The organism is Pseudomonas marginalis (genome assembly GCF_024169655.1).
Classification (GTDB): domain Bacteria; phylum Pseudomonadota; class Gammaproteobacteria; order Pseudomonadales; family Pseudomonadaceae; genus Aquipseudomonas; species Aquipseudomonas paraveronii.
On record NZ_JALJWV010000001.1, the window covers coordinates 5479041 to 5492489 of the forward strand.

A 13449-nucleotide genomic window follows, 5' to 3' on the forward strand; every position below is an offset into this window, starting at 1 on the left:
TTATTCAAACCTGTGCGATCCATTTGCGATGCGTATGAATCGACATCAAAACCCCAAACGCTGACATCAATGTCACCAGCGAAGTTCCGCCGTAGCTAATGAACGGCAACGGCACCCCAACCACCGGCAACAGGCCACTGACCATACCGATGTTGACGAAAACGTAAACAAAAAAAGTCATGGTCAACGAACCCGCCAGCAATTTGCCGAACAACGTCTGCGCCTGCGCGGTGATCACCAGGCCACGACCAATCAACAGTAAATAGATCAATAGCAACGCGCAAATGCCCACCAGGCCGAACTCTTCGCCCATCACCGCAATAATGAAGTCGGTGTGGCTCTCGGGCAAAAAGTCCAGGTGCGACTGGGTGCCCATCAGCCAGCCCTTGCCAAACACACCGCCAGAACCGATGGCCGCCTTCGACTGGATGATGTTCCAGCCGGTGCCCAGCGGGTCGCTCTCCGGGTCGAGAAACGTGAGAATCCGTTGCTTCTGGTAGTCATGCATAAAGAAGAACCACATGGCCACGGCCACCGGCACGGCGGCGGCGAGCACGCTGAGAATCCAGCGCCAGCGCAAGCCGCCCATGAACAGCACGAACGCGCCGCCCGCCAGGATCAGCAGCGAGGTACCGAGGTCCGGCTGGCGCACGATGAGGATGAACGGCACGCCGATCAGGATCAGGCTGATCCCCACATGCTTGAGTTGCGGCGGCAAGGTGCGCTTGGACAAGTACCAGGCGATGGTCGCCGGCATCAGAATCTTCATGAATTCCGACGGCTGGAAGCGAATCACCCCCGGGATGTTGATCCAGCGGGTCGCACCCATGGCGTTGTGGCCCATCACGTCCACCACCACCAGCAACAACACGCCGGCGACATACCCCAGCGGCACCCAGCGCGCCATGAAACGCGGCTCCAACTGGGCGATCACCACCATCGACAGCAGGCCCAGGCCGAACGACGACGCTTGCTTGATCAGCAGGTCCCAGTTCTTGCCGCTGGCCGAATACAGTACGAACAGGCTGCCGGCCGCCAGGGTCAGCAGCAGGATCAGCAACGGGCCATCAATGTGCATGCGCTGCAGCAATGTCGCGCGGCGACGCATCACATCCTCGCTGGAGAGGATGCGGTCAAAATTACTCTTCACTGGCCGTAACCTCGGTGCTTGAAGGGGGGCCGCCATATTCGGGCTTGAGCTTGCCGTCGTCGGTCAACAGCCAGGCATCCATCACTTGACGGACCACCGGCGCCGCGACGCCCGAACCGGACTCGCCGTTCTCGACCATCACGGCGACCACGATCTTCGGGTCGTCCGCCGGGGCGAAGCCAACAAACAAGGCGTGGTCGCGGTGGCGCTCCTGGACCTTGGAACGGTCATATTTTTCGCCTTGCTTGATCGCGACCACCTGGGCCGTACCGCTCTTGCCAGCGATGCGATACTGCGCACCGATCGCCGCCTTGCGCGCCGTGCCCCGGGCGCCGTGCATCACCTGCTGCATGCCGTGGTTGACCTTGGTCCAGTCCGACGGGTCACGCAGCACAATGTCCGGAATCGGGTTTTCATCCACCGGCTTTTCGCCCTCGATGGTGCGAGCCAGGTGCGGCCGGTTCCAGATGCCTTTGTTGGCGACCAGTGCCGTGGCCTGGGCCAGTTGCAGCGGCGTGGCCTGCATGTAGCCCTGGCCGATACCGAGGATCAGCGTCTCGCCGGGGAACCACGCCTGACGGCGGGTGGCACGTTTCCATTCGCGCGACGGCATCAGGCCGGGCGACTCTTCGAACATGTCCAGGGAGACTTTCTGACCGAGCCCGAACTTGCCCATGTAGGCCGACAGGCGATCGATCCCCAGCTTGTGGGCCAGGTCATAAAAATAGGTGTCGTTGGAGCGCATGATTGCGGTATCCAGGTCGACATAGCCGTCACCGGTGCGGTTCCAGTTACGGTATTTGTGATCGTAATTAGGCAGCATGTAATAGCCAGGGTCGAACACGCGGCTCGACGCCGTGACCACGCCCGCGTCCAGGCCGGCAATCGCCACCGCCGGCTTGATCGTCGAACCCGGCGGATACAGGCCGCGCAGCACCCGGTTGAACAGCGGCCGGTCGATGGAATCGCGCAGCTCGGCGTAGGCCTTGAAGCTGATCCCGGTCACGAACAGGTTGGGGTCGAAACTGGGCTGGCTGACCATGGCCAGGACTTCGCCCGTACTCGGGTCCAGCGCCACCACAGCACCACGGCGCCCACCCAGGGCCATCTCGGCGGCTTCCTGCAACTTGATGTCCAGGCTCAGCACAATGTCCTTGCCCGGCACCGGGTCGGTACGCTTGAGCACCCGCAGCACGCGGCCGCGAGCGTTGGTCTCGACCTCTTCGTAACCCACCTGGCCGTGCAGCTCGGGCTCGTAGAAGCGCTCGATGCCAGTCTTGCCGATATGGTGGGTGCCGCTGTAATTGACCGGGTCGAGGCTTTTCAGCTCTTTCTCGTTGATCCGCCCCATATAACCGACGGAGTGCGCGAAGTGCGGCCCTTGCGGGTAATGCCGCACCAGTTGCGCCACCACTTCCACGCCCGGCAGGCGGAACTGGTTCACCGCAATCCGGGCGATCTGCTCTTCGGTCAGCTCGAACAGGATCGGCACCGGCTCGAACGGCCGACGCCCCTGCTTCATGCGCTTTTCGAAGATCACCCGGTCTTCCGGAGTCAGTTGCAGCACGTCGACGATCACATCGAGGACCTGCTGCCAGTCGCCGGAGCGTTCGCGGGTCATGCTCAGGCTGAAGCTGGGCCGGTTGTCCGCGACGACCACGCCGTTGCGGTCGAAAATCAGGCCACGGGTCGGCGGAATCGGCTGCACATGCACCCGGTTGTTTTCCGACAGAGTGGAGTGATAGTCATACTGGATCACCTGCAGGAAATACAGGCGCGCGATCAACACCCCGATCAACGTCACCACCATGATCGCGCCAAAAACCACGCGCGAGCGCACCAGACGTGCGTCTTTCTCGTGGTCCTTGATGCGGATCGGCTGAGTCATCGGGAGGGGCGCAGACTATTTGTGGTAAGGGTGCCCGGACAGAACTGTCCAGGCGCGATACAGCTGTTCACCGATCAGAATCCTTACCAACGGGTGCGGCAACGTCAGCGCCGACAGCGACCAGCGTTGGTCCGCCCGCGCACAGACTTCCGGCGCCAGCCCCTCGGGGCCGCCGACCATGAAGTTGACGGTGCGCGAGTCCAGGCGCCAGCGATCCAGTTCCACCGCCAATTGCTCGGTGCTCCAGGGCTTGCCGTGGACTTCGAGGGTGACGATGCGCTCGTTGGGGCCGACCTTGGCCAGCATGGCTTCGCCTTCCTGACGGATAAAGCGAGCCACGTCGGCGTTCTTGCCCCGGGTGTTGAGCGGTATTTCCACCAGCTCAAGCGACAGCTCGGCGGGCAGACGCTTGGCATATTCGTGCCAGCCTTCTTCCACCCACTTGGGCATGCGTGAACCGACAGCGATCAGACGCAGGCGCACAGCCGTTCCTTATTCCTGGTCTTTGTTGAGCTTGTCGAAGTGCGCATGCCCCACTTCAGGGTTGTGGTGCTTGCCATCCGCCGCGCGGCTCTGCTCGGCGCCTTTCCACAGACGCTCCAGGTCGTAGAACTGACGAGCGTTGGAGGTCATCATGTGAACGATCACGTCGTCCATGTCCAGCAACACCCAGTCGCTATCGCCCTTGCCTTCTTCACCCAGCGGCTTCACGCCTTGGGCTTTGACGGCTTCGCGCACTTTGTCCAGCATCGCGCCGATCTGGCGGTTGGAGGTACCGGTGGCGATGATCATGAAGTCGGTGATGCTCTGCTTGTCGCGCACGTCCAGCACCTGGATGTCCTGGGCCTTGACGTCTTCCAGGGCAGCCACGGCGACTTTCACCAGCTCTTCGCCAGCCAGTTCCGGGCCAACATGGGCTTCAACCGGCAGTGGCGCGCTTTTGAAGGTGCCTTTGCGCTTAACTTTGCTTACGTCTTTGTTCGTCATATAAAACTCGTTTTGCTCGTATGTTCGGGCGCTCGCTGCACGACTGTTCGTGCGTTCAAGCGCGCCTTTTCAGTTCGACGCACGGTAAAGTCCGTGCGCATCGATGTAGGCCAGGACCGCGTCAGGCACCAGGAAACGTACCGACTTCCCGCTGGCCAGCAGTTGACGGATCTGGGTGGCGGACACCGCAAGCGGGGTCTGCCAGACGAATGCAATATTCCCGTTCGGCCCGGTCAGGGCCAAGGGGTCACTTACCGACCGCGCGGCCAGCAGGTTGCGCAAGGCATCCGGCGGTTCGCTGTCGGCATCCGGGCGTTGCAAAACCAGGATGTGGCAGTGCTGGAGGAGTTCCTCCCAGCGATGCCAAGAGGGCAGGCCGCAAAATGCGTCCCAACCCAAAAGCAGAAACAACTGGTCGTCTGCGGCCAACTCGGCACGCATCAGCTCCAGGGTGTCGACAGTGTAGGACGGTTTATCGCGTTTGAGCTCGCGGTCGTCCACCACCAGCGGCGGTATGCCAGCGACGGCAAGGCGCACCATTTCCAGGCGCTGCTGCGCTGACACCTGCGGCGTATCGCGGTGCGGCGGCCGGGCATTGGGGATCACGCGCAATTCATCCAGCGCAAGGGCATCCGCGACTTCCAGGGCGCTGCGCAAATGGCCGATATGCACGGGGTCAAAAGTGCCGCCGAGCAACCCGATGCGTTTACCCATCAAGTGCGCACATGACCGTCGCCGAACACGACATACTTCTCGCTGGTCAGGCCTTCCAGGCCAACCGGGCCGCGTGCGTGGAGCTTGTCGGTGGAGATACCGATCTCCGCCCCCAGGCCATACTCGAAGCCGTCGGCAAAACGCGTCGAGGCGTTGACCATCACCGAAGCGGAGTCCACTTCGTTGAGGAAACGCCGGGCATCGCTGAAATGCTCGGTAACAATGGCGTCGGTGTGCTTGGAGCCGTATTTGTTGATGTGTTCGATGGCCTGGTCAAGGTCGTCGACGATGCGGATCGACAGGATCGGCGCCGTGTACTCGGTGTACCAGTCTTGCTCGGTGGCTTCGATCACGTCCGCACCGAGCAGCGCACGGGTGCGCTCGCAACCGCGCAACTCAACACCCTTGTCGCGGTAGATGGCAGCCAGCGGCGGCAGCACGCGATCGGCAATGCCGGCGTGCACCAGCAGGGTTTCCATGGTGTTGCACGGGGCGTAACGGTGCGTCTTGGCGTTGTCGGCGATGCGGATCGCCTTGTCGATGTCGGCGGCGATGTCGATGTAAACGTGGCAGACGCCATCCAGGTGCTTGATCACCGGCACCTTGGCATCACGGCTGACGCGTTCGATCAGGCTCTTGCCACCGCGCGGCACGATCACGTCGACGAATTCCGGCATGGTGATCAGCGCGCCGACGGCGGCGCGGTCGGTGGTTTCCACCACTTGCACCACTTCGGCCGGCAACTCGGCCACGGCCAGGCCCTGCTGGATGCAGGCGGCAATCGCGCGATTGGAATGAATCGCCTCGGAACCGCCACGCAGGATGGTGGCGTTGCCGGACTTGAGGCACAGGCTCGCGGCGTCGATGGTCACGTTCGGGCGCGACTCATAGATGATGCCGATCACGCCCAGGGGCACGCGCATCTTGCCGACCTGGATGCCGGACGGCAGGTAACGCATATCGCGGATTTCACCGATGGGATCAGGCAGCTTGGCGACCTGACGCAGACCTTCGATCATGTCGTCGATACGCGCAGGGGTCAGCGCCAGGCGGTCGAGCAACGCCGGCTCCAGGCCATTGGCGCGGCCGTTGGCCAGGTCCAGTTCGTTGGCGGCGGTCAACTCGGAGCGCGAAGCATCCAGAGCATCGGCGGCGGCCAACAAGGCGCGGTTCTTCTGCGCGGTGCTCGCACGGGCGATCAACCGCGAGGCCTGACGGGCAGCGCGACCCAGGCGGGTCATGTAGTCAAGAACGGACTCAGTCATGGTCAGGGAGTCTTGGCAAAGAGGAAAGCGGCAGATTATAGCTGTGACGCCGCCCGACTGACAGCGGTGAGGGGCGGATGGTCGAAATGAACTGTAAAAACCTGGGGTTCAGCCGTAATTAAGGTTGGAGTTGTTATTATTCCGTCACATTTAGCCGTATTTACCCTGAACGCCATGTCGAGTGTTACCCCCCAACTCCCCGCCAGCGCCCTGCCCGACCGCTTCTTCGACCGCGATGCGCAACTCCTTGCGCGGGAATTGCTCGGCAAAGTCATCCGCCATCGTGTCGGAGATGTCTGGCTTTCGGCACGGATTATTGAAACCGAAGCGTATTACGTGGCCGAAAAAGGCAGCCATGCCTCACTGGGCTACACAGAAAAGCGTAAGGCTTTGTTTCTGGATGGTGGGCATATCTATATGTACTACGCCCGTGGCGGCGATTCGCTGAACTTCAGCGCCCAAGGCCCGGGCAATGCGGTATTGATCAAATCCGCCTATCCCTGGGTCGATGCCATCTCCGGCCCGGCGAGTTTGGCGCAGATGCTGCTGAACAACCCGGACGCCAACGGCGGCCCGCGCCCCTCGCAGAAGCTCTGCGCCGGCCAGACCTTGCTGTGCAAGGCGCTGGGCCTGAAAGTGCCGATGTGGGATGCCAAGCGCTTCGAACAGGAGCGGCTCTATGTGGAAGACGTCGGCCAGGTGCCGATGCACATTATCCAGACCACTCGCCTGGGCATTCCCAGCGGCAGGGATGAACACTTGATGTACCGCTTCGTCGATGCCGGCTATGCGCCCTATTGCACGCGGAACCCGCTGCGCCGGGGCCAGGTCGAAGGCCGCGACTATTTTTTGCTTTGAAGGCTTGAACCGGTTGTTCCTGCTGGAAATGGCTACCTGCAACGCAACCGATCCTCTGCGGGCGCTGATCGTCGGTGGATTGCCAATTGAAAAAACTGCATAAGTGGAGTGGATTGTATGGGCCAATGGCTCGATAGCATCACTGGCTGGCTGACGCTGAACCCCCAATGGCTGGCGGCGGCGGTATTTATCGTCGCGTGCGTAGAATGCCTGGCCATTGCCGGGTTGATCGTGCCCGGCACGGTGCTGCTGTTCGCCATTGCCACGCTGGCCGGCAGCGGTGCGCTGCCCCTGAGTGAAACCCTGCTACTGGGCTTTCTCGGCGGCCTGTTAGGCGATGGGGTGTCCTACTTCCTGGGGCGACATTTCCACCAGAACATCCGGCGCCTGCCCGGCCTGCGGCATCACCCTGAATGGATGAACGGCGCCGAGACCTACTTCCACAAGTACGGCATTGCCAGCCTGCTGGTAGGGCGTTTCATTGGCCCGTTGCGCCCCATGCTGCCGATGGTGGCCGGCATGTGCGACATGCCGTTCCCGCGCTTTGCTCTCGTCAGCATTGTCGCGGCGGCCAGTTGGACGGTCGCCTACCTGCTGCCGGGCTGGGCGACCGGCGCGGCCTTCCGCCTGCCGTTGCCGGCGGGGTTCTGGCCCGAAGCGGGGATTGTCGCGGCATGCCTGGCGGTGTTGCTGGGGTTGAGTTTGAACAGCAGCCTGCGCGGCCATCGCCAGGCCACGTTGTGGATCGGTTGCGCCAGCCTGATCCTGTTGATCGCGCTGTTTATCGGCTACCCGCACCTCAACGACTTCGACCAGGGGCTGAGCAGCCTGGTGCAGGAGCATCGCAGCGCCTGGCTGGACGAGACCATGGTGAGGCTCACCCTACTGGGCGAGTTCAAGCAGATGTTTGTCGCCAGCGCCCTGTTCACCGGCCTGTTGTTACTGGCACGACAATCGCGCCACGCACTGTTTGTCGGCGTCACACTGGGCGGCGCCGCAGTGATCAATACCGCCAGCAAGCTGTTTTTTGCCCGTGATCGCCCGGAAGTCCTCACCGATCCGCTGACCAGCTTCAGCATGCCCAGTGGCCACGCCTCCGGCGCATTCGCGTTTTTCCTGGCCTTGGCGGTACTGGCCGGACGCGGGCAACCCACGCGCCTGCGCCTGACCTGGCTGCTGCTGGGCTGCATCCCCGCTGCATTCATCGCGCTGTCGCGGGTCTACCTGGGCGTCCACTGGCCCTCCGACATCCTGGCCGGAACACTGCTGGCGATGACCGTCTGCGCATTCAGCCTGAGCGTGGTTCAGTACCGCAGCCCGCTGCCACCCATGCCGCAGAAAGCCTGGTGGCTGGTATTGCCCGCCGTAGTGGCGGCGCTCGGTTTCATCGCCTTTACCGGCACCTCGCACGCTCTGCTCAGGTACGCCTACTGACCCTTGGCCGGACCGATCCAGTCAACTGGGGCGGTTCGGCGTTCGACGCAGCGTTCGCGCCGCTCCAGCAGCATTTCGTCGGCAATTTCTGCGCCGCGCTCGGCGATGTATTCCGGACTACGCGTTGCATCCTGCGCAAGCAACTGCGAAGTAATGCTGGCAAAAAAAACGTCCCAGGCCGCCTGCTCCGATTGCACTAGCCGAATCATGTTCATCCCCTGATCAGTGGTTGTGTGATCGGAAACTATTTCAGCCAGTGCGATGGGAGCAACGCAGGAAAGTCTGAAAGCTGCGCCAGACAATTCCGAAGATCAGGTGAACAACTCACCTTGCAACTCATCCAGCAGCATCTGGATCGCATCCAGCCGCTGCTGCGGATCATCGAGTTGCAGCAGGTCGATCTTGTCGGCCTCAGTGAATGGCAGCAAATACGCCAATTGATTGCCCAGGGCCTGCTGACCATCGGCATGGGTGCCCATGTCCAGCGAGGCCACCATCGGGTGTTCGGCCAGGGCCTGGAGCAGGGCCAGCAGGTCGGCGTCCTCCTCTTCCAGCGCGTGGTCCGGCAGTTCCTCCAGCCATTGCACCTCGGCCACCAGCAACTGGTCCTTCTGCACCTCGGCGTCGCGGACACGGAAGCGGCGCCCGCCCTCGACGCGAATGCCCAGCAGGCCGTTATCCTGCTGTTTGAAGTCACGTATCAGCGCTTCACAGCCGATCAGCGCGTAGCCTTCCGCAGCCGTGCCTACCTCCTTGCCATCGAGGATGCACACCACGCCGAAACTTTCGCCCTTTTTCATGCAGCGGCTGATCATGTCCAGGTAACGCGCCTCGAACAATTGCAGGTCGAGGGTGCAGCCGGGAAATAGCACAGTGTTGAGCGGGAACAACGCCAGACTCATAAAGGTTTCCTTAACCCCGATTCAAACAATCACCGACACGGCCAACGGCAGGAACACCGCCGTCGCCACGCCCATGAGGCTCATGGCCAGCGCCGCAAAGGCGCCACATTCTTCGCTTTCCTGCAGGGCCACCGACGTGCCGACGGCGTGGGCGGTCATGCCCAGGGCCATGCCGCGCGCCTCGGGGCTGTGCACGCCCAGGCGCGACAAGTACGCCGGGCCGATCATCGCCCCGATCACCCCGGTGATCAGCACAAACACCGCAGCCAATGCAGCCACGCCGCCGATCTGCTCGGCCACCAGCATGGCAATCGGCGAGGTCACCGACTTGGGCGCCATGGTCATCAACATCCTGTGTTCGGCACCGAACCACCAGCCCAGCAACACACACAGGCCAGTGGCCAACACGCCACCTATCACCAGCGTAGTAAAAATCGGCCAGAACAACTGACGAATCCGTCGCAGGTTCAGATAGAGCGGCACCGCCAGGGCCACGGTCGCCGGGCCCAGCAGGATGCTCATGATCTCGGTGCTCTTGCGATACTCGGCGTAACTCAGGCCACAGGTGAGCAGCACGCCAATCACCAGCAGCATCGACACCAGCACCGGCTGCAGGAAGATCCAGCGGGTTTTCTCGAAGCCCGCGAGTACCAGTTGATAGGCGCCAAGGGTGATGCCGATGCCGAATAGCGGATGATGAATCACCGCTGTCCATGCGCCTTGCCAGTCGAAGGTCATGATTGCTCCTCCTTCTGCGCCTGGCGCTTGACCAGCTTTTGCATCAGCACGCCGACGAACCCCATGGCGATCACCAGCGACAACACCAACGCGCCGACGATGGCCCAGAAGTCGGCGGCAATATCCTTGGCATACACCATCACCCCCACCGCCGGCGGCACCAGCAGCAACGGCAAGTAACGCAGCAGGCTGCTGGCCGCCAGGCTCAGGGGCTCAGCGACTTCGCCGCGCCACACCAAATAACCCAGCATCAACAGCAAACCGATGATCGGCCCAGGCAACACCGGTATCAGCAAATGGTTGATCGCCGTGCCGATCAATTGAAACAGCACCAGCCATGTCAGACCGCGTAACAGCATCCGTTCTTCCCCCCTCAAGACCCGCCCGCATTATAAACATGCCCGCGCTATGCTCAGGCATTCGCAATCAGCATGGTGGATTGACCGGGCTAGTTGCCCATGATGATCTAACATCGTTCTCGCACATCAATAAAAACCGATGAACCAAGGAGAGACGCAATGCCCTATGTACCTGTAGCGCAGCTCAAAGATTATGTCGGCAAGGAACTGGGACGTTCCGACTGGCTCACCATCGACCAGGCCCGTATCAACCTGTTCGCAGAAGCCACTGGCGATCATCAGTTCATCCACGTCGACCCGGTCAAGGCCGCGCAAACCCCGTTCGGCAGCACCATCGCCCACGGTTTCCTGTCGCTGTCGCTGATGCCCAAGTTGATGGAAGACATCCTGATCATGCCCGAAGGCCTGAAGATGGCGGTCAACTATGGCTTGGACAGCGTGCGCTTTATCCAGCCGGTGAAGGTCAATTCCAAGGTGCGCCTGAACGTGACGCTCACCGACGTCACCGAGAAAAAGCCCGGCCAATGGCTGTTCAAGGCCACCGCCACCCTGGAAATCCAAGGCCAGGAAAAACCCGCTTACATTGCCGAGTCGCTGTCGCTCTGCTTCGTGTAAGCGCCACCCTGTGGTGAGGCGCTGAAACTCACCACAGGGCACGTAAATTTATGTATGTAAGTCGTAGCTGCGGCATACTCGGCGCTCAATTATCCGGATCCCGCTATGCGCCCACTCGCTCCCCTTGTCCTTGCCCTGTTGCTCACCGCTTGCGGAGACGGCGAATCGCTGTTGCCGCCCGATGCGCGCCTGCCCGATGGCGGCCGTTACCGGGGTGATGTGGTCAATGGCTTGCTGCAGGGCCAGGGCCGCGTGGACTACCCCAACGGCAGCTGGTACACCGGCCAGTTCGACAAAGGCCAGTGGCACGGCCAGGGCGAATGGCACGGCAGCAACGGCGAAGTCTATAAAGGTCAATTCCAGCAAGGCCTGTTCGACGGCCAGGGGAGCCTGACCACTGCGGGCAGCCAGTATGTCGGCGGTTTCAAACAAGGCCGGCGCAACGGCGAAGGCACCCTCAAAGAGGGGCAGATGACCTATCGCGGCGAATTCAAGGACGATCAGTATTCCGGCCTCGGGCGCCTGGAACTGGCCGACGGCAGCCAATACCAGGGCCAGTTCGCCCACGGCAAGCCCAACGGCGAAGGTCAGCGCAACGATGACAGCGGCAACCAGTTCAGCGGCCACTTCGTCGACGGCCAACTGGAAGGCAACGGCACCTTCAACAGCGCTGACGGCGACATCTACATCGGCCAGTTCAAACAGAACCAACTGAACGGCAAGGGTCGCTACGAAAACGCCGACGGCGACGTGTGGATCGGCCAGTTCAAGGAAGGCGCCCTCAGCGGCAAGGGCGAGTTGATCGGCGTCGATAGCAGCCACTACGTCGGCCAGTTCAGCGATTGGCGCTTCAGCGGCGAAGGCCGCCTGAACCTCCCCGACGGCAGCTTCTATATCGGCGGTTTCGACAGCGACAACTACCAGGGTCGTGGCACCTTGGTGCTTACCGACGGCACCGTGCAAGCGGGCACCTGGGTCAACGGCATGCGCGTGCGCGACGCCGACGGCAAGCTGTTGCCCGACCCACTGGAAATCGGCGTGCTGGCCCAGGGCCGCCTGCTCGATGCCGCCCTCGCCGCCGTGCCCGCCTCGACCCCCGCCGTGGAGCTGTACACCCTGGTACTGGCCGGCGACGGCAAACAAAGCGTGTTCCTGCGCGAAGCCGATTACGTCAGCAATATGCTCGCCAGCCGCTTCGGGGCGCGCGGACAGATTCGCCTGGTCAACCATCGCGACCATATCACCGACCGTCCCCTGGCCACCCGCGAAAGCCTGCGGCGTGCGGTGCAGACCCTGGCCGAACGCAGCGGGCCGGAGGACCTGGTATTTATCTACCTGACCAGCCACGGCACCCACGAACACGAACTGGTGCTCGACCAACCGCGCATGGAACTGGCCGACCTGCCGGCCGATGAGCTGACCGCAGTACTCGCGCCGCTGAAGAACCGCGACAAGATCGTGGTGATTTCCGCGTGCTACTCCGGTGGCTTCATTCCGGCACTGAAAGACGAGCACACCTTGATCATGACCGCTTCCCGCGCCGACCGCGTGTCATTCGGTTGCTCCGAGGAAGCCGACTTTACCTACTTCGGCGATGCCCTTTTCGCCCAGGCTTTCAACCAGACCGACGACTTGCAGCAAGCCTTCAAGCTGGCGCAACTGCACGTGACCGAACGCGAGCAGGCAGACAACTTCGAAGCCTCCGAACCGCAGATCTGGGCCCCCAAAGGCGTGATCGCCCATTGGCAACTATTACGCAAGCAGCAAGCACGAAAGGCGCTCGAAAGCGTCTCACTAAATAGCAAGGAAGCTAAAGGCAACTAAGCTGTAACGTGTAATAGGGGGGAAACACCATGTACCTGACACCTCAGCATATCTTGCTCGCCGGAGCCTCTGGCCTGACCGGCGAACACCTGCTCGATCGCCTGCTCAATGAACCCACCGTGACCCGCGTGCTGGCGCCCAGCCGCAAGCCGCTGGCCGAACACCCACGTCTGGAAAACCCGGTGGGCGACCCGGCGGTGTTCTTGCCGCAACTGCGCGGCCAGGTGGATATCGCCTTCTGCTGCCTGGGTACCACGATCAAGCAAGCCGGCTCCGAAGAGGCCTTTCGCGCCGTCGACCTGGACATGGTCGTGGAGTTTGCCAAGCGCGCGCGGGAAATGGGCGCGCGACACCTGATCGTCATCAGCGCGATTGGCGCCGACCCTAAATCCTCGATCTTCTACAACCGGGTCAAAGGGCAAATGGAAGAAGCCTTGAAGGCCCAGGGTTGGCCGCAACTGACCATCGTGCGGCCTTCGCTGTTGCTGGGGGAGCGCCTCGAACCGCGCCTGGCCGAGCAATTGGCCGGGCCGCTGTCACGGCTGATTCCCGGCAAGTATCACGGCATCGAAGTGTGCGAACTGGCCCGCGCCATGTGGCGGCTGGCGCTGGAAGAGCAGGACGGAGTGCGCGTGGTTGAGTCGGATGAGTTGCGCAAGCTTGGTAAGTAATTTTGCGGTGACCGGGCAAGCCCGGCTCCCACATTTGGAACTGC

At 62.0% G+C, this 13449-nt stretch carries 15 protein-coding genes; 5 read left to right on the forward strand and 10 right to left on the reverse strand.

The genetic code is table 11. The annotated features are described in order from the left end of the window. Positions 1-4: 4 nt before the first annotated feature. The 6 genes from rodA to J2Y83_RS25265 form a co-directional block, all read right to left on the reverse strand. Complete coding sequence (gene rodA / locus J2Y83_RS25240) at positions 5-1108, reverse strand: rod shape-determining protein RodA (protein ID WP_017848344.1); 1104 nt, start codon at positions 1106-1108, stop codon at positions 5-7. Positions 1109-1139: 31 nt separating this feature from the next. Then, positions 1140-3038, reverse strand: a complete 1899-nt coding sequence (gene mrdA, locus J2Y83_RS25245; RefSeq protein WP_253399434.1) for a penicillin-binding protein 2 — start codon at positions 3036-3038, stop codon at positions 1140-1142. A gap of 15 nt (positions 3039-3053) precedes the next feature. Then, positions 3054-3521 carry a 23S rRNA (pseudouridine(1915)-N(3))-methyltransferase RlmH gene (gene rlmH / locus J2Y83_RS25250; protein WP_003176297.1) on the reverse strand — a complete coding sequence of 156 codons (468 nt, stop codon included), beginning with the start codon at positions 3519-3521 and terminating at the stop codon, positions 3054-3056. Between the two features lie 9 nt (positions 3522-3530). Further along, the gene (gene rsfS / locus J2Y83_RS25255) at positions 3531-4025 is read right to left on the reverse strand and encodes a ribosome silencing factor (protein ID WP_058412893.1); all 495 of its coding nucleotides are present in this window, start codon (positions 4023-4025) and stop codon (positions 3531-3533) included. A gap of 69 nt (positions 4026-4094) precedes the next feature. Continuing rightward, positions 4095-4739 (reverse strand): nicotinate-nucleotide adenylyltransferase, encoded by a 645-nt coding sequence (gene nadD / locus J2Y83_RS25260; protein WP_253399436.1) that lies wholly within the window; start codon positions 4737-4739, stop codon positions 4095-4097. Next, entirely contained in the window at positions 4739-6004 is a 1266-nt protein-coding gene (locus J2Y83_RS25265; RefSeq protein ID WP_253399443.1) for a glutamate-5-semialdehyde dehydrogenase, read from the reverse strand. Before J2Y83_RS25265 ends, nadD begins: the two co-directional genes overlap by 1 nt. Positions 6005-6178: 174 nt before the next feature. Here J2Y83_RS25265 and J2Y83_RS25270 point away from each other — a divergent pair, with 174 nt between their 5' ends. Together J2Y83_RS25270 and J2Y83_RS25275 are read left to right on the forward strand one after the other, a co-directional pair. Then, positions 6179-6862: a DNA-3-methyladenine glycosylase gene (locus J2Y83_RS25270; protein WP_253399445.1), complete on the forward strand. Its 684-nt coding sequence runs from the start codon at positions 6179-6181 to the stop codon at positions 6860-6862. 117 nt (positions 6863-6979) lie between these two features. After that, positions 6980-8296, forward strand: coding sequence for a bifunctional DedA family/phosphatase PAP2 family protein (locus J2Y83_RS25275; protein ID WP_253399447.1), 1317 nt, complete (start codon positions 6980-6982; stop codon positions 8294-8296). On the opposite strand, the gene J2Y83_RS25280 is transcribed toward J2Y83_RS25275, so the two are convergent. The 4 genes from J2Y83_RS25280 to J2Y83_RS25295 form a co-directional block, all read right to left on the reverse strand. Beyond that, on the reverse strand, positions 8290-8505 hold the full coding sequence (locus J2Y83_RS25280) for a hypothetical protein (RefSeq protein WP_253399449.1): 216 nt from the start codon (positions 8503-8505) through the stop codon (positions 8290-8292). The two genes, J2Y83_RS25275 and J2Y83_RS25280, sit on opposite strands and share 7 nt — an antisense overlap. Positions 8506-8607: 102 nt before the next feature. Then, a complete protein-coding gene (locus J2Y83_RS25285) occupies positions 8608-9198 on the reverse strand; it encodes an LON peptidase substrate-binding domain-containing protein (protein ID WP_247408691.1) in 591 nt (196 codons plus the stop codon). A 21-nt stretch (positions 9199-9219) separates the two neighbouring features. Continuing rightward, positions 9220-9936 (reverse strand): LrgB family protein, encoded by a 717-nt coding sequence (locus J2Y83_RS25290; protein WP_253399451.1) that lies wholly within the window; start codon positions 9934-9936, stop codon positions 9220-9222. After that, the gene (locus J2Y83_RS25295) at positions 9933-10295 is read right to left on the reverse strand and encodes a CidA/LrgA family protein (RefSeq protein WP_253399453.1); all 363 of its coding nucleotides are present in this window, start codon (positions 10293-10295) and stop codon (positions 9933-9935) included. Before J2Y83_RS25295 ends, J2Y83_RS25290 begins: the two co-directional genes overlap by 4 nt. A gap of 159 nt (positions 10296-10454) precedes the next feature. Between J2Y83_RS25295 and J2Y83_RS25300 the strand changes: the two genes are divergently transcribed. The 3 genes from J2Y83_RS25300 (at position 10455) to J2Y83_RS25310 (ending at position 13405) form a co-directional block, all read left to right on the forward strand. Beyond that, entirely contained in the window at positions 10455-10910 is a 456-nt protein-coding gene (locus J2Y83_RS25300; RefSeq protein WP_253399455.1) for a MaoC family dehydratase, read from the forward strand. A 105-nt stretch (positions 10911-11015) separates the two neighbouring features. After that, positions 11016-12734 carry a C13 family peptidase gene (locus tag J2Y83_RS25305; RefSeq protein WP_253399458.1) on the forward strand — a complete coding sequence of 573 codons (1719 nt, stop codon included), beginning with the start codon at positions 11016-11018 and terminating at the stop codon, positions 12732-12734. A gap of 29 nt (positions 12735-12763) precedes the next feature. Continuing rightward, the gene (locus J2Y83_RS25310; protein ID WP_247401437.1) at positions 12764-13405 is read left to right on the forward strand and encodes an oxidoreductase; all 642 of its coding nucleotides are present in this window, start codon (positions 12764-12766) and stop codon (positions 13403-13405) included. Positions 13406-13449: the final 44 nt, after the last annotated feature.